Origin of the sequence: Mesorhizobium sp. LHD-90 (assembly GCF_030929505.1) — a bacterium.
GTDB lineage: Bacteria > Pseudomonadota > Alphaproteobacteria > Rhizobiales > Rhizobiaceae > Kumtagia.
In genome coordinates this window covers 1-26,161 of the sequence record NZ_JAVFVV010000028.1, presented here as the reverse complement: position 1 = coordinate 26,161, position 26,161 = coordinate 1, and the positions used below count along the sequence as shown (strand labels likewise).

The 26,161-nt window shown below is 65.8% G+C and carries 28 protein-coding genes; 13 read left to right on the top strand and 15 right to left on the bottom strand.

Annotated elements, in window-relative coordinates; translation table 11 throughout:
• Window position 1: 1 nt before the first annotated feature.
• The 8 genes from RB623_RS27375 to tsaD all read right to left on the bottom strand — a co-directional run bounded on the left by RB623_RS27375 (window position 2) and on the right by tsaD (window position 5,746).
• Window positions 2-1,066 carry an alpha/beta hydrolase gene (locus tag RB623_RS27375; protein WP_308060292.1) on the bottom strand — a complete coding sequence of 355 codons (1,065 nt, stop codon included), beginning with the start codon at window positions 1,064-1,066 and terminating at the stop codon, window positions 2-4.
• Window positions 1,067-1,267: 201 nt separating this feature from the next.
• A complete protein-coding gene (locus tag RB623_RS27370) occupies window positions 1,268-1,870 on the bottom strand; it encodes a tetratricopeptide repeat protein (RefSeq protein ID WP_374121748.1) in 603 nt (200 codons plus the stop codon).
• Between the two features lie 89 nt (window positions 1,871-1,959).
• Window positions 1,960-2,085: a type B 50S ribosomal protein L36 gene (gene ykgO / locus RB623_RS27365; protein WP_188824503.1), complete on the bottom strand. Its 126-nt coding sequence runs from the start codon at window positions 2,083-2,085 to the stop codon at window positions 1,960-1,962.
• 120 nt (window positions 2,086-2,205) lie between these two features.
• Entirely contained in the window at window positions 2,206-2,874 is a 669-nt protein-coding gene (locus RB623_RS27360; protein WP_308060290.1) for a methyltransferase, read from the bottom strand.
• Window positions 2,871-3,296 carry an EVE domain-containing protein gene (locus tag RB623_RS27355; protein ID WP_308060289.1) on the bottom strand — a complete coding sequence of 142 codons (426 nt, stop codon included), beginning with the start codon at window positions 3,294-3,296 and terminating at the stop codon, window positions 2,871-2,873. Before RB623_RS27355 ends, RB623_RS27360 begins: the two co-directional genes overlap by 4 nt.
• Window positions 3,297-3,325: 29 nt before the next feature.
• Window positions 3,326-3,619: a YciI-like protein gene (locus RB623_RS27350; RefSeq protein ID WP_308060288.1), complete on the bottom strand. Its 294-nt coding sequence runs from the start codon at window positions 3,617-3,619 to the stop codon at window positions 3,326-3,328.
• 67 nt (window positions 3,620-3,686) lie between these two features.
• Window positions 3,687-4,664 carry an NAD(P)H-dependent glycerol-3-phosphate dehydrogenase gene (locus tag RB623_RS27345; protein WP_308060287.1) on the bottom strand — a complete coding sequence of 326 codons (978 nt, stop codon included), beginning with the start codon at window positions 4,662-4,664 and terminating at the stop codon, window positions 3,687-3,689.
• A complete protein-coding gene (gene tsaD, locus RB623_RS27340) occupies window positions 4,661-5,746 on the bottom strand; it encodes a tRNA (adenosine(37)-N6)-threonylcarbamoyltransferase complex transferase subunit TsaD (RefSeq protein ID WP_308060329.1) in 1,086 nt (361 codons plus the stop codon). The genes RB623_RS27345 and tsaD overlap by 4 nt, the downstream gene beginning before the upstream one ends.
• A gap of 103 nt (window positions 5,747-5,849) precedes the next feature.
• On the opposite strand from tsaD, the gene hemC reads away from it, so the two are divergent.
• The 6 genes from hemC to RB623_RS27310 all read left to right on the top strand — a co-directional run bounded on the left by hemC (window position 5,850) and on the right by RB623_RS27310 (window position 11,981).
• Window positions 5,850-6,779: a hydroxymethylbilane synthase gene (gene hemC, locus RB623_RS27335; RefSeq protein ID WP_308060286.1), complete on the top strand. Its 930-nt coding sequence runs from the start codon at window positions 5,850-5,852 to the stop codon at window positions 6,777-6,779.
• Between the two features lie 3 nt (window positions 6,780-6,782).
• On the top strand, window positions 6,783-7,541 hold the full coding sequence (locus RB623_RS27330; protein ID WP_308060285.1) for a uroporphyrinogen-III synthase: 759 nt from the start codon (window positions 6,783-6,785) through the stop codon (window positions 7,539-7,541).
• Between the two features lie 62 nt (window positions 7,542-7,603).
• The gene (locus RB623_RS27325) at window positions 7,604-9,088 is read left to right on the top strand and encodes a phage tail protein (RefSeq protein WP_308060284.1); all 1,485 of its coding nucleotides are present in this window, start codon (window positions 7,604-7,606) and stop codon (window positions 9,086-9,088) included.
• A gap of 9 nt (window positions 9,089-9,097) precedes the next feature.
• Window positions 9,098-10,771, top strand: a complete 1,674-nt coding sequence (locus tag RB623_RS27320; RefSeq protein ID WP_308060283.1) for a heme biosynthesis protein HemY — start codon at window positions 9,098-9,100, stop codon at window positions 10,769-10,771.
• A gap of 21 nt (window positions 10,772-10,792) precedes the next feature.
• Window positions 10,793-11,269, top strand: a complete 477-nt coding sequence (locus tag RB623_RS27315; RefSeq protein ID WP_308060282.1) for a TerB family tellurite resistance protein — start codon at window positions 10,793-10,795, stop codon at window positions 11,267-11,269.
• Window positions 11,262-11,981: a glutamine amidotransferase gene (locus tag RB623_RS27310; protein ID WP_308060281.1), complete on the top strand. Its 720-nt coding sequence runs from the start codon at window positions 11,262-11,264 to the stop codon at window positions 11,979-11,981. The genes RB623_RS27315 and RB623_RS27310 overlap by 8 nt, the downstream gene beginning before the upstream one ends.
• 35 nt (window positions 11,982-12,016) lie before the next feature.
• Here RB623_RS27310 and hmgA read toward each other — a convergent pair whose 3' ends face one another.
• Window positions 12,017-13,333, bottom strand: coding sequence for a homogentisate 1,2-dioxygenase (gene hmgA, locus RB623_RS27305; RefSeq protein ID WP_308060280.1), 1,317 nt, complete (start codon window positions 13,331-13,333; stop codon window positions 12,017-12,019).
• A gap of 872 nt (window positions 13,334-14,205) precedes the next feature.
• Between hmgA and RB623_RS27300 the strand changes: the two genes are divergently transcribed.
• Together RB623_RS27300 and RB623_RS27295 are read left to right on the top strand one after the other, a co-directional pair.
• Complete coding sequence (locus RB623_RS27300; protein WP_308060279.1) at window positions 14,206-14,331, top strand: hypothetical protein; 126 nt, start codon at window positions 14,206-14,208, stop codon at window positions 14,329-14,331.
• Between the two features lie 104 nt (window positions 14,332-14,435).
• Complete coding sequence (locus RB623_RS27295; RefSeq protein ID WP_308060278.1) at window positions 14,436-15,470, top strand: aspartate-semialdehyde dehydrogenase; 1,035 nt, start codon at window positions 14,436-14,438, stop codon at window positions 15,468-15,470.
• Between the two features lie 156 nt (window positions 15,471-15,626).
• On the opposite strand, the gene RB623_RS27290 is transcribed toward RB623_RS27295, so the two are convergent.
• Complete coding sequence (locus RB623_RS27290) at window positions 15,627-16,049, bottom strand: ACT domain-containing protein (protein ID WP_308060277.1); 423 nt, start codon at window positions 16,047-16,049, stop codon at window positions 15,627-15,629.
• Between the two features lie 131 nt (window positions 16,050-16,180).
• Between RB623_RS27290 and RB623_RS27285 the strand changes: the two genes are divergently transcribed.
• The 3 genes from RB623_RS27285 (at window position 16,181) to RB623_RS27275 (ending at window position 17,673) form a co-directional block, all read left to right on the top strand.
• Window positions 16,181-16,822, top strand: a complete 642-nt coding sequence (locus RB623_RS27285; protein WP_308060276.1) for a TetR/AcrR family transcriptional regulator — start codon at window positions 16,181-16,183, stop codon at window positions 16,820-16,822.
• Window positions 16,823-16,974: 152 nt separating this feature from the next.
• The gene (locus RB623_RS27280; RefSeq protein WP_308060275.1) at window positions 16,975-17,223 is read left to right on the top strand and encodes a DUF680 domain-containing protein; all 249 of its coding nucleotides are present in this window, start codon (window positions 16,975-16,977) and stop codon (window positions 17,221-17,223) included.
• Window positions 17,224-17,391: 168 nt separating this feature from the next.
• Window positions 17,392-17,673 carry a GlsB/YeaQ/YmgE family stress response membrane protein gene (locus RB623_RS27275; RefSeq protein WP_308060274.1) on the top strand — a complete coding sequence of 94 codons (282 nt, stop codon included), beginning with the start codon at window positions 17,392-17,394 and terminating at the stop codon, window positions 17,671-17,673.
• Window positions 17,674-18,026: 353 nt separating this feature from the next.
• Here the strand turns inward: RB623_RS27275 and RB623_RS27270 are convergent, their stop codons facing one another.
• On the bottom strand, window positions 18,027-18,299 hold the full coding sequence (locus RB623_RS27270; protein ID WP_308060273.1) for an aspartate-semialdehyde dehydrogenase: 273 nt from the start codon (window positions 18,297-18,299) through the stop codon (window positions 18,027-18,029).
• A gap of 314 nt (window positions 18,300-18,613) precedes the next feature.
• Here RB623_RS27270 and acs point away from each other — a divergent pair, with 314 nt between their 5' ends.
• Complete coding sequence (gene acs / locus RB623_RS27265; RefSeq protein ID WP_308060272.1) at window positions 18,614-20,569, top strand: acetate--CoA ligase; 1,956 nt, start codon at window positions 18,614-18,616, stop codon at window positions 20,567-20,569.
• A gap of 20 nt (window positions 20,570-20,589) precedes the next feature.
• Window positions 20,590-21,327, top strand: a complete 738-nt coding sequence (locus tag RB623_RS27260; RefSeq protein WP_308060271.1) for an MOSC domain-containing protein — start codon at window positions 20,590-20,592, stop codon at window positions 21,325-21,327.
• 44 nt (window positions 21,328-21,371) lie between these two features.
• Here RB623_RS27260 and RB623_RS27255 read toward each other — a convergent pair whose 3' ends face one another.
• The 4 genes from RB623_RS27255 to RB623_RS27240 all read right to left on the bottom strand — a co-directional run bounded on the left by RB623_RS27255 (window position 21,372) and on the right by RB623_RS27240 (window position 26,038).
• Window positions 21,372-22,640, bottom strand: a complete 1,269-nt coding sequence (locus tag RB623_RS27255) for a cyclopropane-fatty-acyl-phospholipid synthase family protein (protein WP_308060270.1) — start codon at window positions 22,638-22,640, stop codon at window positions 21,372-21,374.
• Between the two features lie 353 nt (window positions 22,641-22,993).
• The gene (locus RB623_RS27250) at window positions 22,994-24,382 is read right to left on the bottom strand and encodes a pilus assembly protein TadG-related protein (protein WP_308060269.1); all 1,389 of its coding nucleotides are present in this window, start codon (window positions 24,380-24,382) and stop codon (window positions 22,994-22,996) included.
• Window positions 24,383-24,628: 246 nt separating this feature from the next.
• A complete protein-coding gene (locus tag RB623_RS27245; protein ID WP_308060268.1) occupies window positions 24,629-25,087 on the bottom strand; it encodes a thermonuclease family protein in 459 nt (152 codons plus the stop codon).
• Window positions 25,088-25,168: 81 nt separating this feature from the next.
• Window positions 25,169-26,038, bottom strand: a complete 870-nt coding sequence (locus RB623_RS27240) for a transglutaminase family protein (protein ID WP_308060267.1) — start codon at window positions 26,036-26,038, stop codon at window positions 25,169-25,171.
• Window positions 26,039-26,161: the final 123 nt, after the last annotated feature.

The window sequence follows — 26,161 nt, the reverse complement described above, 5'->3', positions numbered from 1 at the left end:
CCTATAGCGGCGCCAGTTCGGCCTCTGCTGGCTTCTCGTCGATGCAAATGCCCTCGCCATGCCGGTCGCCGGCGATGCGCGCCTCCAGCGCGCGGGCCGCGGCATCGAGATCGACATCCTTGCCCGCGACTTTGGCAATCGCATCGACGACGAGGTCCGGCGCGATCCAGTCCGGCTTGTGCCCGAGATTCTTGATCCACACCAGCTCGGCGCCCAGTATGTCGCGCGCCAGCCCGAGCGAATGGATTTCTTCATAGACTACGGTGTCGCGGTCGCCCGAAATCACAACGGTCGGCGTCTCGATGTCGCGATAGCGCGGCGCATTGGCCTCGGCAAAAGCGTACAGGCCCTGAACGTCGATCGAATTGGCATGGAATGCTGCCGGACGCAGCACCAGCGGGATCGACGCGCGGTTGAGGTAATCGTCCGGCGTCGGATTCGGCGCGAACACGCAGTCGGTCGCCCGCGCCATTTGCAGCATGCCGCCGGGATAGGCCAGCGTCTCGGAAAACAGCCGGCCGACCGCCGGCCACGCCGCCAGCTCGTAGTACCAGGAGGTGCGCCCGCCGGGCCAGGGATGCGTCGCCGCCGAGACGAAAACCAGGCCCGCAACCTTGTCCGGATGGCCCAGCGCCAGCGCCGCGGCTGTTGCGCCGCCGAAGGAATGGCCGACGACGATCGCCTTGCCAATACCGAGCCGGCCCATCAGATCGGCCAGCGTTTTTGCCTGCCCCTGCGGCGTGTCGTTGCCGCCGCCGCGTTCCGACCAGCCATGGCCCGGCCGGTCGAAGAACAGCAGCTCGGCCCTGCCCTCCAGCAGCGGCCTCAGCGGCGCCATCTGGTCGTTGAGATTGGCGCTGGCGCCATGGATGAAGACGACGGGCGGCAAATCGGCGCCTGGCGGCGCCGGCACGTGCACATGATGGATGCGCGCGCCGCCGATCTCGGCAAAGGCGCCCACGGGCGGATTTCGCCGCTCGATCAGCCATGCGCCGATGCGGCTCACCCCGATCAGCACGAGGGCGAGGGCGAGCAGGCATATGACTGCGGCGGAGAGGAGGTTCAAATCGGACTGCCGGCGGGAATGATGCGCCTTATACGCACGGCGCGCTGCGCGGATTGGAAGGGTCTGTCGAGATTCAGGCTTTGAGGCGCCGAAAATGGTGTTTTTCGAGAACCGAAGCGCAATGTACGTGAAGGTACATGAGCATCGGAAGCGCAGAAAAGCGCCATTTGCAGGCCCTCAAGGCGTGAATATCGACAGACCCTAAATGCCTTCGCCAGTGAGTTCGTCCGACAGCGTCCCCACCTCGTTCTGGGCATTGCGAAGCATCGGATAGATGACGAGCACCCGTTGGTAGGCATCGAGCGCCAGTTCCTTGCGCTCGGTCTCCCTCATGATCTGCGCAAGGCCGGACAATGCGCCGAAATGCCGGGGCTCGAGCTCCAGCGTGCGCTCGATATCGGCCATCGATTTGCTGAAGTTGTGCATCATGTAATGCACCGTCGCGCGGCGGTTCCAGCCCTCGGCGTAGTCCGGCGACAGCGTCACCACCTGGTCGAGGAAATCCAGCGCCACGTCGAATTTTTTCTTCTCGACCGCCTGCTGCGACCACTGCATCATCAGGTCGACGACGGCGCTGCCGGACTGGTTCCACTCCTGCCAGATGCGCGCGGCGATGCGCTCCGCCGCCTTCTCGTTATGCTCGCGCTTGAGGTTGATGAACAGCTCGTCGAGCCGTTCGGTCCTGGTCTTGGGAGCGGCGGCTTCCGGCTTCTCGGTCGTTGGGGGAGAGGCCTCTTCGGCGGCAAATACTGGTGCGGCGCAGAAAAGCGCCAGGCCGGCGAGCAAAACAAAACAATTCCGCATCCCCGGAACTCTAGAGCCCCAGAACGGAACGTCAAACTGAAATTCATGTGATGCCGCCGCGGAACCGGCCGCGACGGCCGAGCGGGACCTCAGCCCTGGCGCGCCTTGTAGCGCGGGGCGGTCTTGTTGATGATGTAGATGCGGCCCTTGCGGCGAACCATGCGGTTGTCGCGGTGGCGGCCCTTGAGGGCCTTGAGCGAGTTCTTGATCTTCATTGGTCTGGCCTGTCGAAATGGCCCGGCGGGCCTAACGGAAAGGCGCGCCCGAGAGCGCGCCCGAAAGTGTTGCTGGCTCATAAGGGGAAAGGCGTCCGCCTGTCAAGCTTCCCGACGCGCTCAATGGAAGCGCCATACTGTCGTGCGCTTTACCTCGGCGTCCTCGAGCGCGCGGGTCACCGGCACCTCGTAGGCGGCAAGTGCGCCTAGCCGCTCTTTCGGCAGGTAGGAGCGGCCGGGGTCGCCCACCAGCACGGTGGCGCCACGCGCCGCCAGCGCCGAAAGCCAGGGGATGAGCCGGTCGGCGAAGGCGCGATCGTAAAAGACGTCGCCGGCCAGCACCACGTCCCAGCCTTCGTCGCTGCCGACCATGTCGGCATCGCTGAAGCGTAGCACGACGCCGTTGGCGGCGGTATTCAGCACCACGGCTGCCTCGCAGAACGGGTCGATGTCGCTGGCAATCACATCCGCCGCGCCGGCTTTCGCGGCGGCGATAGCCACCAGCCCGCAACCGGTGGCGAAGTCGAGGACCGTCTTGCCGGCGACCGTCTCCGGATGGTCGAGCACGTAGCGCGCAAGCCCCTGGCCACCCGCCCAGGCAAAAGCCCAGAAGGGCGGCGGCAGGCCGATCGCCTCCAACTCCTCCTCGGTGCGATGCCAGAGATCGTGCGCCTCGTCGGCGAGGCGGAGCGTGATTTCCGGCACGTGCGGCGGCGCCACAAACGCCGTGTTGGCTAGAATGAAGGCGGTCCTGTCGCTGGATTGCGATGCCGGACGGGGCGCAGTCACGGCGCCGGGTCGACGCCGCCGACGCGGCAGATCTCGCGCCACTCGTCCGCGGACACCGGCTGCACCGAAAGCCGCGAATTGTTGACCAGCACCATGTCCGTCAGCTTCGGATTGGCCTTGCAGTCGTCGAGCGTCACCGGCTTGGGCACGTCGCGCACGGCGCGGATGTCGACGCATTCCCAGCGCGCGTCGTCGGTCGTGCTGTCCTGATGCGCCAGCTTGCAGACCTCGGCGATGCCGACCACCGCGAGGCCCTCGTTCGAATGGTAGAAGAAGCCGAGATCGCCGATCTGCATGGCGCGCATGTTGTTGCGCGCCTGGTAGTTGCGCACGCCGTCCCACTCCTGCCCAGCCGTGCCCTTGGATTTCAGCATCTCCCAGGAAAAGGCGCTCGGTTCGGATTTGAAGAGCCAATACTGCACGGTGCTTTCCCTCGTCTCTACCATTGGCCTCAGGCGGCCGGGTTGTTGAATACCCAGTTCCACGGCTGCACAGTCACAGACTCGAACAGGCCGACCTTCGCGAACGGGTCGTTGGCGGCCATCTCCTTGGCGGCGGCAAGGTCCGGCGCCTCGACTGCGACCAGGCTGCCGCACGGCTTGCCGTCGCCGTCGAGGAAGGGACCTGCGAATTTCAGCGCGCCCTCGGCATTGAGCTTGTTGAGGTATTCGACATGGGTCGGGCGGTTGTCGACCCGGGTCTGCAGATGGCCGGGCTTGTCCTTGCAGGTGAAGACGAAAATCATCGATGGCTCCTCGTTTGCTGCTTTCTATCGTAAGGCGCGGCCGGCCGGGAAGGCCAGCCGCCGCAATTCAATCGGCCTCAGATTTCAGCGGCCGCGACATCAGGCTTTCGACGGCCTGCGCGATGGTGAGTTTGCCCGCCAGGATGAGCGCGGTGGCGGCGATGATCGGCGCCTCGACGCCTCTTTCGGCGGCGATGCGCGCGGCGATCGCCGCGGTGGCGACGCCCTCGGCAAGCGGCCGGCCTTCGAGCGACTCGCCTCGTCCGAGCGCCAGGCCATAAGCAAAGTTGCGCGACTGCCCGGAGGCGCAAGTGAGCAGCAGGTCGCCCAGCCCGGACAGGCCCATAAGCGTTTCCGGTTGCGCGCCGAACGCCGCGCCGATGCGCCGCAATTCGACGAAACCGCGCGTCACCAGGGCGGCCTGCGCGCTGGCGCCGAACTTTGCGCCAATCGTGGCGCCGGCGGCGATGGCCAGAACGTTCTTCAGGGCGCCGCCGATCTCCACCCCGATCTGGTCGGCGGTCGAATAGCAGCGGAAGGCGCCGGACGACAGCGCCGCCGCCAGGTCGGCGGCGACCCTTTCCGATGGCGCGGCGACGACAACCGCGGTCGGCATGCCGCGCGCCACGTCGGTGGCAAAACTCGGGCCGGACAGCGTCGCGCTGGGATTTGCGGGACAGGCTTCGGCGGCGATCTCCGACAGCAACTTGCCGGTGCCGCTCTCGATGCCCTTGGCGCACAGCACCACCGGCACGCCTTTCGGCAGGTGCAGTGCGGCCTGCGAGAGAACGGACCGCAGCGATTGCGCGGGAACCACGGCAAGCACCGCCTCGGCCCCGGCGACCGACCGCGCGATATCGGTGCTCGCGGCGATTCCGGTTTCAAAGGTCATCTCCGGCAAGTAGCGGGGATTTTGACCCTGTGCGATGGCCTGCGCTGCTTGCGCCTCGCGCGCCCACAGCGCCACGTCGTTGCCGGCGCGCAGCGCCGTCAGCGCCAGCGCCGTGCCCCACGCGCCCCCGCCGAGAACCGCGATCCGCGTCATGCCTTGGCGCCCCTTCGCCCGGCGCCGACGACCGGCGCCGAGACGCTGTCCAGCGGCCAGCGCGAGCGCGGCACGAAATCCATGGCGTCCTCGCCCGCCAGATCGGCGCGCAGCCGCTCGATGCCGGCCCAGGCGATCATCGCCGCATTGTCGGTGCACAGCGCCAGCGGTGGCGCGACGAAGCCGAAGCCGTGATCGGCGCAGAGCGACAGCAACGCCTGGCGGACCGTCTGGTTCGCGGCGACGCCGCCGGCAACCACCAGCGCAGGTGCTGCAACATCCGGATATTCCGCCCTGAACCGAGCCACGGCGCGCCCGACGCGGTCGGCCAGCGCATCGGTGACGGCCGCCTGGAACGACGCGCAGATGTCGGCGACGTCCCGCTCGCTCAGCGGCGCGATTGCCGTCGCCGCCTGCCGCACCGCCGTCTTCAGCCCGGAAAACGAAAAGTCGGGCCGCGCCTCGCCCTTCATCGGACGGGGGAAGGCGAAGCGGCTCGCGTCGCCGTCTTCGGCGGCCTTCTCGACATTCGGCCCGCCAGGATAGGGCAGGCCAAGCATCTTCGCCGTCTTGTCGAAGGCTTCCCCGAGCGCATCGTCGATCGTCGTTGCCCAGCGCTGGTAGTCGCCGACGCCGCGCACCAGCACGATCTGGGTATGGCCGCCGGACACCAGCAGCAGCAGGTAGGGGAAGGCGAGCCCATCGGTCAGGCGCGGCGTCAGCGCGTGGCCCTCGAGATGGTTGATCGGCAGCAGCGGCTTGCCCGCGGCGGCGGCGATGGCCTTCGCCGTCATCAGCCCGACGATCAGCCCGCCGACGAGCCCAGGCCCGGCGGTGGCCGCAATCGCGTCGATGTCGCGCAATTCGGTCCCGGCGTCGGCAAGCGCGGCTTCGATCAGCCCGTCCAGCGCCTCGACATGGGCGCGCGCCGCGATCTCCGGCACCACGCCGCCGAAGGCTGCGTGCTCCTCGATCTGGCTCAGCACGACATTGGACAGGATGCGACCCTGCCCGGCATCGCCAAGCGCCACCACGCTCGCGGCGGTCTCGTCGCAACTGGTCTCGATGCCCAGAACCCGGATCATCTGCCCCTTGAAAGCTTCTTTGATTGTCCGGCGGAGGATTCCCCGTTAGGAGAAGCCCGGCCTGGCGTCACGGCCGGCTGCCTATCATGGACGCGCCTCTATGCAAACTGCCACTCTCAGGATCGGAACGCGCGGAAGCCCGCTCGCGCTCGCTCAGGCGCATGAGACCCGCTCGCGGCTGATGGCCGCGCACGGCCTGCCGGAAGACGCGTTCGCCATCGAGGTGATCTCCACCAGCGGCGACCGTATCCAGGACCGGCCGCTGTCGGAGGCCGGCGGCAAGGGGCTTTTCACCAAGGAACTCGAGGAAGCGCTGCTCACCGGCCGCATCGACGTCGCCGTGCATTCGTCGAAGGACATGCCGACCCAGCTTCCGGACGGCCTCCGGCTATCCGCATTCCTGCCGCGCGAGGATCCGCGCGACGGTTTCATCGGCAAGGCGGCGCCGGCAATCGAGACGCTGCCGCACGGCGCGACCGTCGGTTCGTCGTCGCTGCGCCGCCAAGCGCTGATCCGCCGCATGCGGCCGGACATTTCCGTCGTCACCTTTCGCGGCAACGTGCAGACAAGACTGCGCAAGCTGGAGGAAGGACAGGTGCACGGCACCATCCTCGCTCATGCCGGCCTGAGGCGGCTCGGCATGGCAGGCGTAATCACCGACCTGATGCCGCTGGAGAAATTCCCGCCGGCCCCGGGACAGGGTGCGATCTGCATCGAGAGCCGCATCGGCGACGCGCGGGTGGATGCGCTGGTCGCGCCGATAAACCACCACGACACCGCGCTGGCGCTGGCCTGCGAGCGCGCCTTCCTGGCCGCGCTCGACGGCTCCTGCCGCACGCCGATCGCCGGCTACGCGACGGTCGATGGCGACAGAATGCACTTCGGCGGGCTGATCCTGTCGCCCGACGGGCAGGCGTCGTTCGATGTGACCCTGGACGGACTTGTGGGCGAAGCCGAAAGCCTTGGCCGCCGCGCCGGAGAAATCGTGCGCGACAAGGCCGGCACGCGATTCTTCGAAAGCTGGACCTGACCAGTGGTGACGGTGCTGGTGACCCGCCCGCAGCCGGGCGCCGTGCGAACCGCCCGGCGCCTTGCCGAAATGGGGCACCGGCCGGTCGAGCTGCCGCTCACCCGCACCACTGCCCTGCCGGGGCCGCCGGCATCGCTCGACGGGCCTGTCGATGCCGTGGCAGTGACCAGCGCCAACGCGCTGCGCCATGCGCCGCCAGCGTTGCTCGCCCGCCTGGCGGAGCGGCCCTGCTTCGCAGTGGGCGAACGCACTGCCGCGACGGCTCGGGAACACGGTTTTCGCAGCGTGACGGCGGCCAATGGCGACGCGAATTCGCTCGCCGACCTCATCAGCTCGAATCTTCGTCCCGGCTCCACGATCGCCTACCTGACCGGAAGAATCCGGCTGAGCGATCTCGAGGCGCAGGCAGCCGCTGCCGGCCTGAACCTCGTCGCGGTCGAGACTTACGACACGCAAGCCATCGACTATCGTCCGCAAGACCTCGCCGAGAGGCTCGGAACGGAACCGATCGATGCCGTGCTGCTTTATTCGGCCAATGCGGCGGAGCGCCTTTTGCGGCTGCGGTGGCCGGAGAGTTTTGGTGACTGGATGTCGCAGGCGACCTGCCTTTGCATGTCACAACGTGTCGCCGAGAGGCTCCCGCGTGGCGCGGTTGCGCGTATTCTTGTCGCACCGGAACCGTCCGAACCGGCATTGCTGGCGCTTCTGGCTGAACCATCGGGCGGCCGTGACCCGGCCCCTTTTCAGCCCGGGCCTATGTGATAGGTATCGGCCGAGGCCGGCGCGCCGGCCCCGAGCGATGACAACAGAGCGGAGACCGCTTCATGGTCAAGACGCCGAAGACACGGCACTCGAACACCCGGCGCGAGCCCATGACGATCGAGCTCGATCCCGCCGATATCTCGCGCGTGGATGACCCGGCGCCGGAAGACCGGGCCCAAGGGGCCGGCGCGACGGAAGCACATGTCGAACCCGGTGCCGTGAAGGACGCGCCGGCCGACAAGGCGAGCGGTGCCGAGGCTGCCGCTACGAACGAAAGCACCGTTCAGGCCGACACGGCTCAAGCCGAAGCGACTCAGGCCGACACGGATTTCTCGACGGAGACCGGTACCGCAACTCAGCCCGAGCAGGAGTATCAGCCGGCCGAGGCCGCGCAGGAGCCTTCCGGCTACGGCTTCGACGAGACTGAATCCAAGCCGGCACAATCGGCAGCGCGCGAATCGCCCAAGACCGCCATCCCACCTCCGCCGCCTCGCCGCGACGGTTTTTCGCGGATCGCAGCCGGTGTCATCGGCGGGGTCGTCGCGCTCGCGGCGGCGGGCGGGCTTCAGTATGCCGGCCTGCTCGGCACACCTGCCGGGCAATCCGGCGGCGACCAGCTTGGGGCCGAGGTCGAGGCCCTCAAGCAGGAAGTCGCCGCGTTGAAGGACGCGGCAGGCTCCGGCGACGCTACCGGCCAGTCCGCCGAACTCGTCAGCGGGCTTGAGGCGGCCAAGGCCGATATCGATGCCGTCAAGACGGACGTCGCGGCACTGAAAGACGCCATTTCCTCCGGCGGGGGCGGTGATGCGGCCGCCGCCCAGGCGCTCGACACCCGCCTGAAGGAGGTCGAGACAGCCGTTTCGGCGCTTGGCCAGGCCACCGCGCCCGATGCGGCGGCGCTCTCGCAACTCGGCGAGCGCACCGCCGCCGTCGAGGCGCTCGTGAAGTCCACCAGCGAAGCATCCGCCACCACGGACGGAAAACTCGCGGCGCTCGAACAATCCGTCTCGGCGCTGACCGGCCGCGTCGACACGCAGGCGCAGCAACCGAAGATCGCGCTGGCCATCGCCACCGCCGCGCTGAAATCCGCCGTCGATAGGGGAGCAGCCTTCCAGGCCGAGCTCGAAACCTTTGCGGCCATCGTGCCGAACGCACCCGAACTCGAGGCATTGCGTTCCCATGCGGAAAAGGGCGTGCCGACCCGCGAGGCGCTGCTGTCCGAGGTCGAGCCGGCGGCCGCCGCGATGATCGCCGCCGCGAAACCGGCCGACCCCAATTCCGGTTTCTTCGACCGGCTGCTCGACAGCGCCGAATCGCTGGTCTCGGTCCGCCCGGTCGGCGAGGTTCAGGGCGCGGGGGTGCCGGAGACCGTCGCCCGCATGCAGGTGGCGCTGACCGCCGGCGACCTCGACAAGGCCATCGCCGAGTTCGATGCGCTGCCCGACGCGGCCAAGGCCGCCGCCGGCTCGTTCGGCGAGAATCTGAAGGCGCGGCGCGACGTGGAACGCCTCGTCGACCAAGCGATTGCCGGCGCAATGAAGGCCTGAGGACGACAGATGATCCGTATCCTGATCTTCCTCATCGTCGTTTTCCTGCTTGTTCTGGGTTTCGCCTGGCTGGCCGACCGCCCCGGCGACATGGTCGTCACCTTCGACGGCTACCAGTACCGCGTCACGCTGATGGTCGCGGCCGTCGGTGTGGTGGCGGTGGTCGCCGCGGTGATGATAGCCTGGTGGCTGGTCAAGTCGATCTGGAACAGCCCCTACATCATCTCGCGCTATTTCCGCGTGCGCCGGCGCGACCGCGGTTATCAGGCGCTGTCCACCGGCATGATCGCCGCCGGCGCCGGCGACGCCGCACTTGCCCGCAAGAAGAACAAGGAAGCCGCGAAGCTGATCCGTTCCGACCAGGAGCCGCTGATCCAGTTGCTCGACGCGCAGGCATCGCTGCTGGAGGGCGACCACGACGGCGCGCGCCAGAAATTCGAGGTCATGCTCGACGATCCGGAGACGCGGCTGCTCGGTCTGCGCGGCCTCTATCTGGAGGCCGAGCGCCTCGGCGACCGGGCGGCGGCACGGCACTATGCCGGCCGCGCCATCGACCTTGCGCCACAGCTCGGCTGGGCGGCGGATTCGACGCTTGAGGAGAAGACGGCGCGCGGCGACTGGGACGGCGCCATCACGATCGTCGACGCACAGAAGTCGACGCGGCAGCTCGAGCGCGACGCCGCCAACCGCAAGCGCTCGGTACTGCTCACCGCCAAGGCGATGGACCTGTTCGACCGCGACTTTGCATCCGCCAAGACAGCCGCGCTGGAGGCCAATCGGTTGCGGCCGGACTTCGTGCCGGCAGCGCTTGTCGCGGCGAAGGCGCTGTTCCGCGGCGACGACACCCGCAAGGGCGCCAAGATCCTCGAGGCTGTGTGGAAAGCCAATCCGCATCCGGACGTCGCCGACCTTTACGTTCATGCCCGTCACGGCGACGCGGTCAACGACCGGCTGGCGCGGGCCAAGAAACTTCAATCGCTGAAGCAGAACCATGCCGAGTCCGCGCTGGCCGTGGCACGCGCCGCGCTCGACGCAGGCGACTACACGCTCGCCCGCGAGCAGGCCGAGTCGGCGATCCGCATGCAGCCGCGCGAGGGCGCCTGGCTGCTGCTGGCCGACATCGAGGAGGCCGAGACCGGCGACGTCGGCAAGGTGCGTCAGTTGCTGGCCAGGGCGGTGCGCGCGCCGCGCGATCCCGCCTGGGTGGCGGACGGCATCGAATCCGACAAATGGGCGCCGGTTTCCCCGGTCAGCGGCCGGCTCGACGCGTTCGAGTGGCGCGTGCCGGTCGAGCGGCTGGGCGCGGTGATCGAGGACGTCTCCGAACCGGCCGGGAAGCCGGTTCTCGCTCCCCCTGCCCCGGTGGTGATCGCTGAGCCGGAACCGCCGGAAGTAGTGGAACCCGAGATCGCCCCGCCCGCCAAGACCGTCGGCTCGACCGTTCCCGAGCCGGCGAACGACCGCAAGGCCGTGGAAACCATGCCCGCGCCTGCGGCGGCTGCACCCGTCGCCCCAGCCTTGGCGGCGACGCCAAGCGCCGCGATTGCCGAGGCGACGCCCGAGCAAAAGCCTGCCGAGGAAGCCGAGGGCCAGGCGGTTGTGATTTCGCCGCCCCTGCCCGATGATCCCGGCGTCGATCCCGATCTGCCGGCCAAGGCGCCACGGCGGTTCGGGCTTTTCTGACGAGCGGGGAGTTTTGGGTGGATGCTTGACCGGGTGAAGGCCTTCTTCAAGGACCTGCCGCGCGCGGGCGGGTCGATCAAAGGCGACGATCCACGCGTGGCTGCCGCCGCGCTGATGTATCACGTCATGGATGCTGACGGCGTCCGGCAGGACGCCGAATGGGACCGCATCAAGCAGATTCTGGCCGAAACCTATCAGATCACCGGGCGTGAACTCGACGATCTGGTCAAGGCCGGGGAGAAGGCCGATCAGGAATCGATCGACCTCTACGCCTTCACCAGCGTGCTCAACCGTCATCTCGACGAGGAAGGCCGCATCGCCTTCATCCGGCTGATGTGGGACGTGGTCTATGCCGACGGCGTGCTGCATGAGCTCGAGGACAATACGCTTTGGCGGGTGGCGGACCTGATCGGCGTCGACGCCCGCGAGCGGGTGCTGGCCCGGCAAGCGGCCGCCCGCAATGCGCCGGGAGCGAAGGGCACGCCAAGCAATGAGTAGGCCCACCGCTGAAAGCCGGCCGAAAATCCTTGTCGTCCTCCATCAGGAAACATCCAGCCCGGGCCGCGTCGGCCATGTGCTGATCGAAAACGGTTTCGACCTCGATATCCGCCGCCCGCCGCTCGGCGACCCCCTGCCCGATACGCTGGCCGATCATGCCGGCGCGGTGGTGTTCGGCGGGCCGATGAGCGCCAATGACGGCGACGAATTCGTCAAGCGCGAAACCGACTGGCTGGCGGTGCCGCTGGTGGAAAACCGGCCGTTCCTCGGCATCTGCCTCGGCGCCCAGATGCTGGTCAACCATCTCGGCGGCAGCGTCGGCAGCCGCGACGATGGCATCGTCGAGATCGGCTGGTACCCGATCAAACCGACCGAGGACGGCAAGAGGCTGATGCACTGGCCGGAAATGGTCTACCAGTTCCACCGCGAAGGCTTTTCGCTGCCCGACGGCGCGACGCTGCTCGCCACCGCCGACCACTACCCCAACCAGGCGTTCCGCTACGGCGACAATGCCTGGGGCATCCAGTTCCACGCCGAGCTTACGCGGGTGATGATGCAGCGCTGGGTGGTGCGCGGCGCGCATCGCTTCGAACTGCCCGGCGCCCAGCCCGGTCGCGACCATCTCGGCGGCCGCATGATCTGGGACATGCATCTGAAACGCTGGCTGGGAGAGTTTCTGGAGACCGTGTTCGGCCGGCCGGAAACCGCCTGACGCATTTCCGGCGCTGCCCCGCGACCGCGCTGGGATCAATCGCTCCAATCGCCCTCCGGCGTGCCGTTGAAACGCTTCTTCAGGCCGGCCCAGCAGTCCACATAATCCTCCTGCAAGGTCTCCAGCTCCGCCGCGAAGCGGGTGAGCATCTGCGGAAAACGCGTCTCGAACATGAAAGCCATGGTGTTTTCGAGTTTTGCCGGCTTGAGCTCGGCGAGCGACGCTTTCTCGAAGCCGAAGGCGTCCGGGCCATGCGCCAGCATCATGTTGTGCAGGCTGACGCCGCCCGGGACAAAACCCTTTTCCTTGGCGTCGTACTGGCCGTGGATGAGGCCCATGAACTCGCTCATGATGTTGCGATGGTACCAGGGCGGGCGGAACGTGTCCTCGGCCACCAGCCAGCGCGGTGGGAAGATGACGAAGTCGACATTGGCGGTGCCCTCCTCGCCCGACGGCGCGGTGAGCACTGTGAAGATCGACGGGTCGGGGTGATCGAACAGGATGGCGCCGACCGGCGAGAAGGTGGCAAGGTCGTATTTGTAGGGCGCGTAGTTGCCGTGCCAGGCCACCACGTCGAGCGGCGAATGATCGAGTTCGGTGACGTGGAACTGGCCGCACCATTTGACGATCAGCCGGCACGGTGTCTCCTTCTCCTCGAACCAGGCGACCGGCGTCTTGAAGTCGCGCGGATTGGCCAGGCAGTTGGCGCCGATCGGCCCGCGGTCGGGAAGCGTGAATTTCGCGCCATAATTCTCGCAAACGTAGCCGCGCGCCGGGCCGTCCACCAGCTCGACCTTGAAGGTGAGACCGCGCGGCAGCACGGCGATCTCACCGGGTTCGATCTCGATGACGCCCATCTCGGTGACGAAACGCAGACCGCCCTGCTGCGCCACCACCAGCATCTCGCCGTCGGCGTTGAAGAAATGATCGTCGGCCATCGAGACATTGGCGGCGTAGACATGTGCCGCCATGCCCGACTGGCCGAGCGCGTCGCCGGCCGTGGTCATGGTGCGCATGCCCGAGATGAAGTCGGTCGGCGCATCCGGCAGCGGCAGCGGGTCCCAGCGATACTGGCCGAGCGCCAGTGCGTGGTTTTCCACGTTCGGCGCGGTCCGCCACAGCGGATAGTCGGCCGGCTTGAACCTGCCGTGGTGTTTCACGCTCGGCCGGATGCGGTAGAGCCAGGAGCGCTCGTTGGTGCCGCGAGGCGCGGTGAAGGGCGAACCGGACAGTTGTTCGGCGTAAAGCCCGTAGGTGGGCCGCTGCGGCGAATTGCGGCCCTGCGGCAGCGAGCCGGGCAAAGTCTCCGTCTCGAAATCGTTGCCGAAACCCGGCATGTAGGAATGGGTCATTTTTGGTCCTCCCTCATTCCAAAAGCGTTTCCGCCGGGAGCGTAGCCGCAGCGTTTGTAACCATCAATGCGGCTGGCGGTGCCGGCGGCGCAGTAGCCCCTCCCCCTTGAGGGGAGGGTGGCCGCGAAGCGGCCGGGAGGGGTTGGTCCGGCCAAACGCCATCGTTGCTTTGGGTCGGAGCGCGGCCGCTATGACCCCTCCCCCGGCCTTCGGCCGGACCCTCCCCTCAAGGGGGAGGGGAACCCGCACTTTTCCCTCGCCACGCTGCGGAACGCCGCCCTGGCCATTGAAAAATTCGGGAAGACGGGCGGCCGTTCGATCGCTCATCTAGTAATAATGTGCGACCTTGCGGCCGCCCGTCCGGCGACTTTGGGCTCTGTCCCGTCCTGCTTCGCGACAGCTCCGGCTCCGGCTTTCGCCTCGGCTGGCCGTGCTTAAGCGCGTCGTCCAGCGCACACCGCACGTAGTTGCGGAGGGAGGACCTTCGGACAAAACCTCCCCGGGCGCGGGCTACGTCTTCCCGCACCGGAGGCGCCGGTTCCTCCCCGCAAACCACCGTCATGATCGGCGTCCCCGCGGGAGAAACTGGCGGCAAGTATGCGCGTGGTTTTGGGGAGGGGGATAAGAATCTTGCCGCGCGTCCTTGCCGGCCCGAGAATTCCATTCGATTTCAAGGACGGATGTGAATCTTTTCTTTCTAGCGGTTGAAACCCATCCCCTCCTTCCAGGTTTTCGCAAAGTGCCGAAGGCTCTTCGGGCGTAGGCGATCGCGCCGTCGGCGCGCAATTGACTCTTCCGCCGAAGCGCGTAAAGAGACGCGCGGGCGAACAGCCGGCGGTTCCGACGATCGGGGCTGCGAAACTGGAAAGACGATGCGCGGCCTTCTGATGGCGCTTTTTGCAGTCGATTTCCCCGGCCATGCCGCCGGGCGCGACCGCGCGTCCGCACTTTCGACCAAAACCCCGGCCAAAAAAACGACCGTCACCAAAACGGTCTGATTTCCCTGGCCTTCTCGCCCTCACCCGGGTCCGGCCTGGGAACGAGACCCGCGCCGGCCGGCGGGTTTTCCCAAGAAAAGCGGTGAGGGACAGGAGCAGTTGAGATGGCATTCAAGGTAGCGATTGCGGGCGCCACGGGCAATGTGGGCCGCGAGATGCTGAACATTCTGGAAGAGCGCGGCTTTCCGGTCACCGAAGTGGTGGCGCTGGCTTCCCGCCGCTCGGTCGGCACCGAAGTGTCGTTCGGCGACCGCACGCTGAAGGTCAAGGCGCTCGACACCTACGACTTTTCCGACACCGACATCTGCCTCATGTCGGCCGGCGGCAACGTCTCCAAGGAATGGTCGCCCAAGATCGGCAAGCAGGGCTGCATCGTCATCGACAATTCTTCGGCCTGGCGCTACGACCAGGACGTGCCGCTGATCGTGCCGGAAGTGAACCCCGACGCCATCGAGGGCTTTACCAGGCGCAACATCATCGCCAACCCGAACTGCTCGACCGCGCAGATGCTGGTCGCGCTGAAGCCGCTGCACGATGCCGCTACCATCAAGCGCGTCGTCGTCTCCACCTACCAGTCGGTGTCCGGCGCCGGCAAGGAGGGCATGGACGAGCTTTTCCAGCAGACGCGGGCCGTCTTCGTCGCCGATCCGGTCGAAGCAAAGAAGTTCACCAAGCGCATCGCCTTCAACGTCATTCCGCACATCGACGTCTTCATGGATGACGGCTCGACCAAGGAGGAATGGAAGATGGTGGCCGAGACCAAGAAGATGCTCGACCCCAAGATCAAGGTGACGGCGACCTGCGTGCGCGTGCCGGTGTTCATCGGCCATTCCGAGGCCGTCAACATCGAGTTCGAGAAGCCGATCACCGCCGACGAAGCGCGCGACATTCTTCGCGAGGCGCCGGGCTGCCTGGTGATCGACAAGCGCGAGAACGGCGGCTACATCACGCCGCTGGAATCGGCCGGCGAGGATGCGACCTATATCAGCCGCATCCGCGAGGATTCCACCATCGACAACGGCCTCAACATGTGGATCGTCTCCGACAACCTGCGCAAGGGCGCGGCCCTCAACGCGATCCAGATCGCCGAGTTGCTGGCGGCGCGCGGGCTGGTCAAGCCCAAGCAGAAGGCGGCGTAGCGCTTCTTCCTTCTCCCCCTTGAGGGGGAGATGGCCCAAAGGGCCAGAGGGGGTCGGCGGATGCCGGGCGCGACCCCCTCTTGTTTGCCACGGGTAGTGCAGAGTCGGAGCACTGCCAAGGTGACCCCACCCGGCCGCTTCGCGGCCACCCTTCCCTCAAGGGGGAGGGAGGTCGCCGGCACTCCTTGCCATCGAGATCAAAATCCCCATCGCCTCCTCGGCGCGATCCTCCGGCACGAACAAGTGGTCGTGAAAAAAGGCCGAGACCGGGTTGACGCCCATGCCGACAGCCGCGAGCCGCGCCGTGATGGCGGCCAGAAAGCCGACGGCTTCCAGCGCGGAGTGGATTTCCAGCGTGATCATCCGGCAGCGGAAATTGGCTGCCTCCAACCCGGCCCGCCGCGCCTCGACCTCGCGCAGGATCAGGGTCATTCCCTCGGCCTCGCGAAAAATCATCACCGGATCGACACCGGCCGGCATGCCCGCGCCCTCCGGCAGCGTGCAGAAGACATGGACGTCCCGCCGCAGAACCGGCCGCATGCCCGCGATCAGTGCTTCGAGGTTCGTTTCCCCAGCCATCGTCCGTCCTCCAGCCTTAGCATAAACTTGCCGCGCGGTCCGTCGAAGACGGACGGGTTGTGGAATTGCAACGCGCGCAAGGTTGAGCCATTTTCCGTACGGCGTATAGTCGCAGAGTGGAGGCCGGAAGAATGGCAGGTCGGGCGCTCAGCCGCAGGGAATTGCAGAAAGCCGAGATCCGCGCCGAGCTGATCGAAGCGGCGCACGACCTGGTGCGGCAGGAGGGTTATGAAGGCCTGACCATCCGAAAACTGGCGGCGCGCGTCGGTTATGCGCCGATGTCGGTCTATTCCTATTTCCCGGACAAGCACGCCATCCTGTTCGCGCTGGCCCAGGACGCCTTTGCCATGCTGGCCAGACGCATGGAGCGCGACCCGCCCGCCGGCCCGCTGGAGGCGCTGGTCAAGCTGATGCGCGAATACGCCGCTTTTGGTTTCGACAATCCCAACGAATACCGCACGGTGTTCATGACGCGTGATCCCGCGGACTTTCCGGACAGCGAGATGAAAGGCGTGCAGAAGGACAATCCGGCGCTGCAATTGCTGCTGAAACGCGTCCAGGCCTGCGTGGACGCCGGCGTTCTCGCCGGCGACGTGTTCGCCATCGCCACGCTGATCTGGACGTTCGGCCATGGCATGGTGTCGCTGCTGATCAGTTTTCCGAACTACCCGTTCGGCGACCGCGACGCCTTTGTCGAGCGCACGATCGAGCTTTGCCTGGCAGGCATCCGCAGCGCGCCCGTCGCGCCGCTCGCCAACTCAGAAGGCTGCTGATTCCGAAGGCTGCTGAGGTTTTCAGCCGGCGCGGTCTGGCCGGATTAACCATCTTGCTCCATTTTTCGTACACGTACGATTTTTCTTGCAGACCGCGCCTCGCGGGCGTATACGTACACCATATCGTACACGTATGGAAATGAGGGCTGCAAATGAAGAAGCTCGTTTTCGCGCTGGGCATGACCCTGGCCGTATCGGCACCCGCCATGGCGGCAAGCACCGCAAAGAAGGAACCGGCGCCAGCCGCCCGCGTCGAGAAGCCGGTCAAGAAGCCGGTGCTCGACCAGATCAGGACCCATTCGATCGCTCCAGCCACCGCGACCGGCAATGCCACGCCGGCCCCGCATCGGCAGCGTTCAGGCATAGAGGTCAATCCGTGGATCGTCCCGAACTTCCGGTGATTTCCATCGCTGCGAAAGGCCGGCTTCGCCGTTGTTCGCGTCAAAGGCTCGGGTGAAGCGCGGCCTGCAACCGCAGGCTGGATAAGGGCAGCCGCGAGGCGTATCCTGTGATTCGGCCGGGGCGAGGATTTGCCGCGACGCGGCAACCCCTGCCACGCAGGAGGATGCATGGAAAACGCAGCGGTCGAAGGCTCGAGCGTACTCTACAACGTCATCGTCTGGATCATCGTGGGTGGCATCGCCGGCTGGCTCGCCGGCCTGATCGTCAAGGGCATCGGCTTCGGCCTCGTCGGCAACGTCGTGCTCGGCATCATCGGCGCGATCGTCGCCGGCTGGCTGCTGCCGGCGATCGGCATTTCGCTGGGCGGCGGGCTGGTCGGCTCGATCATCGCCGCCCTGATCGGCGCGATCGTGGTTCTGGTGATCGTCGGATTGATCAAGCGGGCCTAGAGCATTTCCGGGTAAATCCTGGTCGCTCTGCCGGAGGGCATTTGGCCCAAGGTCGAGGGTTTCGGCGAAGGTCGTATCGGTGATACGGCCGAGCCGGAATCCGAAGGATTTGGGCCAAATGCACCCGGCCCGAAGGGTTTCCCGCTGGCGGGCGCCCGCGGCGTCGAGCCGCTCGGCCGTGGCGCCGCCACGATCTTCGCACCTCTCCTGGCGGATCGCCTCGCCATCGGAGAAACAGAGCTGACCCGGATTTGCCCGGAAATGGTCTAGCCGCCGACGCGAGAGGGTCTGAATTTTCCGGCGGGTCGCGAGCCGACCCGCCATTGAACATTTTCCGGCGCAGCGGCAGCGCTTCAGTGCAGCACGAACTCGCCGTCGACCTTGCGCCATTCATTGGGCGCGATCAGGCGCTTGTGCGTGTAGGCGACCGAATGCAGCGGTCCCTCCAGCGTTTTCCGCCAGAAGTCGAGGAATTTGAACAGCACGGGGAACTGGGGCGCGAGGTCGTATTCCTGCCAGATGAACGTCTGCAGCAGGTGCGGGTGATCGGGATAGTGATAGAGGATCTTTGCGGTGGTGAGCCCGTAGCCCCGGAGCATCAGCTCCATTTCGGAAGCGGTTCGCATGGCAGTCTCCACATCGAGCGCCGTACAATCCTCCCAAGCAAACTGTGCGACGCAACGGTTACCTGACAATTAACAAATTTGTCGGCTCAAAAAGGTTCCGTCAAGCATTTCAGTGACTTAGCAGCCAGCCTCGGCGGCTGCTGACAACGGCCCGCAGCTCTTGCGCCGATTGTGCGGCATCCCGCCACGCGCCCCCAACGTCTAATATTGTCGTTTGCGGCGAATTGATAATAATGCCGGCGCAATTCACCGGCCGACTGGCGCCGGGGCCGCGACGCATGGCAGAGGGATCGCGGCTCGAAGGGAGGGAGAGAATGTCGGAAGTCCATGTCCACAAGGTCCAGCCGGCCTGGAAGAAGCGCGCGCTGATCGACAACGAGACCTACCTGAAGTGGTATGCCGATTCGATCGAGAACCCCGATAAGTTCTGGGCAAAACACGGCAAGCGCATCGAGTGGTTCAAGCCTTTCACCAAGGTCAAGAACACCTCGTTTTCCGGCAAGGTCTCGATCAAATGGTTCGAGGACGGGCAGACCAACGTCTCCTACAATTGCGTCGACCGCCACCTGAAGAAGCGCGGCGACCAAGTGGCGATCATATGGGAGGGCGACAATCCCTATGACGACAAGAAGATCACCTACAAGGAACTCCACGGCCACGTCTGCCGCCTCGCCAACGTGTTGAAGAAGCACGGCGTCAAAAAGGGCGACCGCGTCACCATCTACATGCCGATGATCCCCGAGGCGGCCTACGCGATGCTCGCCTGCACGCGCATCGGCGCCGTCCACTCGATCGTCTTCGGCGGTTTCTCGCCGGATTCGCTCGCCGGCCGCATCGTCGACTGCGAATCGACCTTCGTGATCACCGCTGACGAGGGCCTGCGCGGCGGCAAGGCAATCCCGCTCAAGGAAAACACCGACAAGGCGATCGACATCGCGGCAAAACACCATGTCATGGTGAAGAACGTGCTGGTGGTGCGGCGCACCGGCGGGCGGATCGGCTGGGCGAACGGCCGCGACCTCTGGTACCACGACGAGGTCGCATCGGTGAAAGCCGAGTGCAAGCCGGAGAAGATGAAGGCGGAGGACCCGCTGTTCATCCTCTACACCTCCGGCTCGACCGGCAAGCCGAAGGGCGTGCTGCACACCACGGCGGGCTATCTCGTCTGGGCATCGATGACCCACCAGTACGTCTTCGACTATCATGACGGGGATATCTACTGGTGCACAGCCGACGTCGGCTGGGTCACAGGCCACAGCTACATCGTCTACGGGCCGCTGGCCAACGGCGCCACCACGCTGATGTTCGAGGGCGTGCCGAACTATCCTTCGGCCTCGCGCTTCTGGGAGGTGATCGACAAGCACCAGGTCAACATCTTCTACACCGCCCCCACCGCCATCCGCGCGCTGATGGGCGCCGGCGACAGCCATGTGAAGAAGACGTCGCGGCAATCGCTGCGGGTGCTCGGATCGGTCGGCGAGCCGATCAACCCGGAAGCCTGGGAGTGGTATTTCAACATCGTCGGCAACAAAAAGGTGCCGGTCGTCGACACCTGGTGGCAGACCGAGACCGGCGGCATCATGATCACGCCGCTGCCCGGCGCCACCGACCTGAAGGCGGGCTCGGCGACACGGCCGTTCTTCGGCATCAAGCCGGAACTGGCCGACGGTGACGGCAGGGTGCTGGACGGCGCCGTCAGCGGCAACCTCTGCATCGCCGACAGTTGGCCGGGCCAGATGCGCACCGTCTATGGCGATCACGAGCGTTTCGTGCAGACCTATTTCTCCACCTACAAGGGCAAATATTTCACCGGCGACGGCTGCCGCCGCGACGGAGACGGCTATTACTGGATCACCGGCCGCGTCGACGACGTGATAAACGTGTCGGGCCACCGCATGGGCACGGCGGAGGTGGAGTCCGCGCTGGTCAGCCATGCGAAGGTCTCGGAGGCCGCGGTGGTCGGCTATCCGCACGACATCAAGGGCCAGGGCATCTATTGCTACGTGACGCTGATGGCCGGCGAGCTGGGCTCGGACGAGTTGCGCAAGGAACTGGTCGCGCATGTGCGCCAGGAGATCGGCGCCATCGCCTCGCCGGACAAGCTGCAATTCGCGCCCGGCCTGCCGAAGACGCGGTCAGGAAAAATCATGCGCCGCATCCTGCGCAAGATCGCCGAGGACGAGTTTTCCGCGCTGGGCGACACCTCGACACTCGCCGATCCGGCGGTGGTGGATGATCTGATTGCCAACAGGCAGAACAAGAAGGGGTGAACGAAGCCGAGACCCGGAAAATGGATGAGATCGGCCGCGTCGCCGGACTCTGGCGCTATCCGGCAAGCTCGTTGGGTGGCGAGCCGATGGACATTCTGACAATCGGCCCGTCAGGCGCTGACGGCGACCGGATGTTCGGATTGGTCGAGGTGGCGACGGATGAAATCGCCCGCCCGGACGGCGACCGCAAATGGCACAAGGTGCCGCGTATCAAGGCGCGGCTATCGCCAGACGGTGTTTTGGAAATCGCGACGCCCGAGAGCGGCTGGCTGGAGGCGCCAGACGCCATAAGCGACGAGGTGATTTCCGCCTATCTCGGTTTCGGGGCGGCGATCTGCCCGTTCAGACGGGAACATGCGCCGTCATACGAAGGCCCGCTGACCGCCGAGCGCTATCGCAAGGCGCCGGTGCATCTTCTCACCACCGCCTCTATGGCCCGTCTGAAGGCCTTGCATCCGGCCGGCGATCCCGATGCCCGGCGCTTTCGGCCGAACATCGTGGTCGAGATGCCGGAAATCGACGGATCGTTTCCCGAGACCGAATGGATCGGCCGCAGGCTGGCCATCGGCGACCTGGAACTGACGATTTCGGAACCCTGCCGCCGTTGCGGGTTCACCATCATCGCGCAGGACGGTTTCGACAACGATCCGAACATCCTGCGCAATCTCGTGCGGCACAACGCCCACAATATGGGTGTCTACTGCACGGTGGATCGTCCGGCGCGGGTCCCGCTCGGCGCGCCGATGCGCTTTCTGTAGGTCGCTCGACCTGCCGCAAGATCGACGGGTGATTTCCGCCTCGCCTACCGATACAGATCCGCCCGGGTGGGCGGCAGGATGCTAAAACCCTTGCCGCGCCTGACCGCCACCGTCTGGAAAACCTGCATCGAGCCGCGCTGGAAGCCGATCGAGCAGCCGGTGAGATAGAGCAGCCACAGCCGCGCCCGCGCCTCGCCGACCTCGGCGATCGCCTCGTCGAAGCGCGTCCGCAGGCGCTCGGCCCAGAGCCGGCAGGTCCGAGCATAGTGCTCGCGCAAATTCTCGGTGTCGTAGGCAAGAAAATTGTGCGTCTCCAGGCTGCCCAGCGTCATGCCGATCGTGTCGACCTCGGCGCCGGGAAAGATGTATCTGATCAGCGCCTTGTATTCCGCGCCCTTGCGCAACGTCCTGCGCATGCCGCTTTTCGCCCGCCTTGTGATGGCATGGTGCAGATAGATGCCGTCTGGCTTCAGCAGGCGGCGCACGCTGGAAAAATAGGTAGCGTGGTTGGCGATTCCCAGATGCTCGAACATGCCGATCGAGCAGATCTTGTCGAAGCTGCCTCGCAACTCCGTATAGGATTTGATCTCGATGGTGATGCGGTCATCAAGACCCTCGGCGCGGATGCGCTCGCGCGCAAGCCCGGTCTGCTGCTCCGACAGCGAGACGCCGTGGCCGGTCACGCCATAGTGCTTTGCCGCATAGATCAGCATCGCCCCCCAGCCGCAGCCTATGTCGAGCAGGCGCTCGCCCGGCTTCAGCCGAAGTTTCCGGCAGATGTGCTCCAGCTTGTCTTTCTGCGCCTGGTCTATGCCGTTCGAAAAATCGGTGAAGTAGCCGCAACTGTAGACCATGCGCTCGTCGAGGAAGAGCCGGTAGAAGGCATTGGAGATGTCGTAGTGATGGCGGATCGCCTCGGCGCTGGAACCGCTGACCAGCGGATCGCGCGCCGCCAGACCGGCGGCCTTGCGCGTCGGGTTTCCCGAAAACAGGATGACTGGCAGGTCGCGCAGCAACCCCATTTTGGGCAGGGTCTTGAGCTTTGCCCTGAGCTTGCCCTCCGGGCGGCGTTCGAAAATGTCGAACAGCGTTCCATCTTCGATGTCGACCGCCTTCGACACCCAAAGTTCGACCAGCGTATCGAGGTTGGGGCGGCGAAGCAGCCGCCAGACGATGGCCGGGTCGTGGAGAACCAGCGTGGGACCGGTCAGCGGACCCAGCCGCTCCCCCGTCCAGAGTTTTACGGCAAATCCGGGCCTCAGCGTGTCGACGACCGTCCGGATGATGCGGATCGCCCTGTCGCCTGCGTCCATTCACACCCCCCAATCCGGCAGGTCGCTGGCGTCGCCGAGCCCATGGCAAGCACGACGCTCCGCGTCCACAGGTTGCGACCCCTCTTGTCAAACCGGCGGCAAGCCCCCATCATATGCTGGTGTTCAACCAATCGAAAGGAGGTGATCCGATGTCGAGTGATTTCGTTTCCCAGCGTGTGGTCTCGGCGGATTGCCTTTTCGGGGAGCAGCCTTCCCGCTGAAGCGCGATCACGTGCGGCAGGCGGTCCTGACGGATCGCCGCTGACGGCCGCGCTGGACGAAAACACGGAGGCCGCTGTCTCGGGGACGAGGCAGCGGCCTTTCCTTTTGCCGTTTCGGGTGTCGGAAAGCGGTTATTTTATCAGCGCCAGCTTTTCGGAATTGCGGATGATTTCCGCGAACGCAGCGTCCAGTTCCTCGCCGGTCGCGGCTTCGAAATAGTGTCTTATGGTGCCCTCGTCCGGGCTGGCGCAGGTCTTGAGAAGGTTCGCGGCGCCCGACTCGTTCTTGATGTCGAAACCGATCGTGTAGACTTCGATCCCGTCGGCTTTCATGTTGGCGCAGATGCTTTCGGCATAGCGGCGCGATCTGTCCGGCTGGCTCACCCGGGGCGCCTCCCTGCTCGGCACGCCTGCAAAGGCCGTGTTGAAAAGGCCGTCGGTCATCAGCACCGCCACCTTGGCGACTTTCTTTGCGTTGACGTCCGCCGGTCCCGCGCCGAGATCGGCATCCTTTATGGTCGGGCGCCACTTCGGCGACAGCATGTAGTAGCCCCATTGCAGGGCGATCGCGCCGGCCGTGACGCCGTCCGCCCTGAAATCCCCGATCGAGGCGAGAAGCGCATCGGAATCGGCCGTAAGCGGCACGAGTTCGGCCGTCGGGCATACCGAAAGACGGTCGTCGCGGTTGACGAGCGCGAGATATTTCCTGAAGTCATTGTCGCGGCGCTCGGCGGTGGGCTCGTCATCGGTGAAATCGGCCTTGCCATCCTTGGTCTTGCGTTCCGTGGCGCAGTTGTCGCGCGGCAGGCCGGCGGCGTCTGAAACCGGCGTAGCCGCATCGACCGGGGGCGGCAGGTTCGGGCCGCGCGGCACTTCCTTGAAAACGGAGGTCTTGCCGAGTTCGCCGCTGTTGACCGCTTCCGCATAGGGCACCAGCGCCATCCTGATCCGCGGGTTCTTCGGGTCCTGCTTGCCCAACGCCGCCTTGACGGCGTTCTCGGCGGCGGTCTTGAGTTCTTCGATTTTCCAGCCCTTCATCGATCCGGTCACGTCGAGCATCAAGGCGATCTCGACCTTCTTGTCGGAATAGAGCGCCGCCGAGGTGATCGCCACCTTCGGGTCCTGGCCAAACAGCGGAAAGGCCGAGTTCACATAGGCATGGGCGGTGGCCTCCAGCGTCTTGGCGGCGTCGTCCACCGTCAACGTGTCGAGCACGAAGCCGGCTTCGCCGGCGAATTTTTCCCCGGCATTGGCGGCGAGGAATTTTTCGACGGCCTTGCGGGCGTCCTCCTTCTTGATGATGCCGGTGGTGATGTCGCGGGCGGTCGAGGTCACGGCGGCATCCAGCGCCGCGTGAAGGCCGGATTTGACGTGGAACGCCTGGGTCAGATTGACGCCAAAACCGACGGCCAGAATGATGGTCGTCATCGACATCGCCGCCAGAACTGCGATGTTGCCGCCGCGGTCGCGAACGAAACGGTCCGCGAGTTCGCCTACCATCCTGATACCTGAGCGTTTCATTTGCCTGCCTCCTCGCAACGGTTCCCGTCGCTGCGGAAGGCGTTGCAGGATTCGGCCCAGATCGCCGACCCAGTCCCGACAAATGATCCAAGCTCTTGAAAAGACTAAACAGAGAGCAGCGACAGAGTTAACGATTTGCTACCGCCGATGATGGACCGGCCAGAAATGTTGCCGGCCGTTAACCACATCCTCCGGCTGCCCCGCGCTGTGTACCAAATCGGGACCGAGCCGCTGTACCGGCGCGGTTCATCCGCACCAGCCTTTTCGCTTGCCCCCGCCATAGGGCCGCACCAACCCTTCCGCGAGCAGGACCCGCGAAACCTCCTCGCCCCCGGCCGTGAACACGTCGGCCAGAACGCGGCCGTAATATTTGGCGCCGCCGATGTTGGAGATGACGACGGGATCATCGCCGAGCATCAACGACAGCACGTCGCGCGCCTGACGGGCCGCCTGCCGCTCGAGCGCGCACCGGCCTTTCATTTCCGGCGCGTCCACCCCTCTGATCCGGACATTGACCCGCACGAACTGACCGGGCCAGACATGCGCTTCCGCCACAAACGTGTCCCCGTCGAGCACCGAAAGCACCCTTGCCTCGACCGGACCGTTGAACGAGCCGGCGGCAAGCGCCGCGCCGGCCGCAGCCAGGCCGGCCGCGGCGAACACCGCGGCGGCGGCAAGACGCTTGAGGTTGACGTGATAACTCATGAACAAGGAATTTATTCCTTTTCCATGAGTCGCGCAAGCGCAGGCGCGCGCTTTTAGAGGACCACGCCGGGGCTATTCGGCCTATGAGATCAAATGATTGCCGATCAACCGGTCGACGCGCCGCACCGGCGGCTGCGTCGCCGGCGTCTCCTGCTCGTAGGTCCAGACCTTGAAGGTCGACAGCGAATGCGGCCCGAACGTGTGCAGCAGCGGCACGTCGGTGGCGTCGCGGCCGCGCGCGATCACCACGCGGCCGATGCGCGGAATGTTGTGGCGCGGGTCGAAGCTATACCATTTGCCATCGAGATAGGCTTCCATCCAGGCGCTGAAATCCATCGGCGCGGGATCGGCCGGCACGCCGATGTCGCCGAGATAGCCGTTCACGTAGCGGGCGGGGATGTTCATGCAGCGGCAAAACGTGATCGCCAGATGCGCGAAATCGCGGCATACGCCGACGCGCTCCTCATGCGCCTGCGCCGCGGTGCGGGTGGCGCGGGCATAGCCGTAGCCGAACGAAAGCCGGGCATGGACGTAGTCGACGATCGCCTGCACGCGCGCCCAGCCGGGCGGCAGATGGCCGAAGAGCTCCCAGGCCAGACCCATCAGATGGTCGGTCTCGCAGTAGCGGCTGCCAAGCAGGTAGCACAGCACGTCGTCCGGGAGGTTTTCGACAGGCGTCTCCTGCGCCAGCGTGTTCGCTGCGTCATGTTCGCCGCTGTCTTCGACAACCGCGTCGTAGAGGATGCGCACGCCGCCCGCCGGCGCGGTGAAGCGGCGGCAAGTGTTGCCGAAAAGATCGGAATAAGGCCGCGTCGGAACGGCAGGCGAGGTCAGCATGCGCGTCTGGCGCTTGATGTCCTGACGCCGGCTTTGGTGGATGTCGAGAAGAGCGACTATCGGTGTCGGCTGCGCACAGTTGATCGCAATTTCGTAGCCGAGCCGAATAAGCATCGAAGGTCGTGTCCCACCGATTGGTGTAGCTCGACGGTAGCGGCGTCGCTCGGGAGCGCGCCTTCAACAGCGCTGTAGCGAGCGAGCGGCGGTGCGGGTGGTCATCGATGTTCTTCGGTAAGG

What these genes read in the sequence shown, in the direction of transcription:
- hmgA (WP_308060280.1), bottom strand. Translation starts at nt 13,333, where the DNA reads ATGACCCATTCCTACATGCCGGGTTTCGGCAACGATTTCGAGACGGAG.
- RB623_RS27345 (WP_308060287.1), bottom strand. Translation starts at nt 4,664, where the DNA reads ATGACGCGGATCGCGGTTCTCGGCGGGGGCGCGTGGGGCACGGCGCTG.
- RB623_RS27275 (WP_308060274.1), top strand. Translation starts at nt 17,392, where the DNA reads ATGGAAAACGCAGCGGTCGAAGGCTCGAGCGTACTCTACAACGTCATC.
- RB623_RS27310 (WP_308060281.1), top strand. Translation starts at nt 11,262, where the DNA reads ATGAGTAGGCCCACCGCTGAAAGCCGGCCGAAAATCCTTGTCGTCCTC.
- RB623_RS27290 (WP_308060277.1), bottom strand. Translation starts at nt 16,049, where the DNA reads ATGGCTGGGGAAACGAACCTCGAAGCACTGATCGCGGGCATGCGGCCG.
- RB623_RS27255 (WP_308060270.1), bottom strand. Translation starts at nt 22,640, where the DNA reads ATGGACGCAGGCGACAGGGCGATCCGCATCATCCGGACGGTCGTCGAC.
- RB623_RS27320 (WP_308060283.1), top strand. Translation starts at nt 9,098, where the DNA reads ATGATCCGTATCCTGATCTTCCTCATCGTCGTTTTCCTGCTTGTTCTG.
- RB623_RS27260 (WP_308060271.1), top strand. Translation starts at nt 20,590, where the DNA reads ATGGATGAGATCGGCCGCGTCGCCGGACTCTGGCGCTATCCGGCAAGC.
- RB623_RS27300 (WP_308060279.1), top strand. Translation starts at nt 14,206, where the DNA reads ATGCGCGGCCTTCTGATGGCGCTTTTTGCAGTCGATTTCCCCGGCCAT.
- ykgO (WP_188824503.1), bottom strand. Translation starts at nt 2,085, where the DNA reads ATGAAGATCAAGAACTCGCTCAAGGCCCTCAAGGGCCGCCACCGCGAC.
- RB623_RS27280 (WP_308060275.1), top strand. Translation starts at nt 16,975, where the DNA reads ATGAAGAAGCTCGTTTTCGCGCTGGGCATGACCCTGGCCGTATCGGCA.
- RB623_RS27240 (WP_308060267.1), bottom strand. Translation starts at nt 26,038, where the DNA reads ATGCTTATTCGGCTCGGCTACGAAATTGCGATCAACTGTGCGCAGCCG.
- RB623_RS27285 (WP_308060276.1), top strand. Translation starts at nt 16,181, where the DNA reads ATGGCAGGTCGGGCGCTCAGCCGCAGGGAATTGCAGAAAGCCGAGATC.
- hemC (WP_308060286.1), top strand. Translation starts at nt 5,850, where the DNA reads ATGCAAACTGCCACTCTCAGGATCGGAACGCGCGGAAGCCCGCTCGCG.
- RB623_RS27325 (WP_308060284.1), top strand. Translation starts at nt 7,604, where the DNA reads ATGGTCAAGACGCCGAAGACACGGCACTCGAACACCCGGCGCGAGCCC.
- RB623_RS27315 (WP_308060282.1), top strand. Translation starts at nt 10,793, where the DNA reads ATGCTTGACCGGGTGAAGGCCTTCTTCAAGGACCTGCCGCGCGCGGGC.
- RB623_RS27350 (WP_308060288.1), bottom strand. Translation starts at nt 3,619, where the DNA reads ATGATTTTCGTCTTCACCTGCAAGGACAAGCCCGGCCATCTGCAGACC.
- RB623_RS27295 (WP_308060278.1), top strand. Translation starts at nt 14,436, where the DNA reads ATGGCATTCAAGGTAGCGATTGCGGGCGCCACGGGCAATGTGGGCCGC.
- RB623_RS27245 (WP_308060268.1), bottom strand. Translation starts at nt 25,087, where the DNA reads ATGAGTTATCACGTCAACCTCAAGCGTCTTGCCGCCGCCGCGGTGTTC.
- RB623_RS27270 (WP_308060273.1), bottom strand. Translation starts at nt 18,299, where the DNA reads ATGCGAACCGCTTCCGAAATGGAGCTGATGCTCCGGGGCTACGGGCTC.
- RB623_RS27250 (WP_308060269.1), bottom strand. Translation starts at nt 24,382, where the DNA reads ATGAAACGCTCAGGTATCAGGATGGTAGGCGAACTCGCGGACCGTTTC.
- acs (WP_308060272.1), top strand. Translation starts at nt 18,614, where the DNA reads ATGTCGGAAGTCCATGTCCACAAGGTCCAGCCGGCCTGGAAGAAGCGC.
- RB623_RS27370 (WP_374121748.1), bottom strand. Translation starts at nt 1,870, where the DNA reads ATGCGGAATTGTTTTGTTTTGCTCGCCGGCCTGGCGCTTTTCTGCGCC.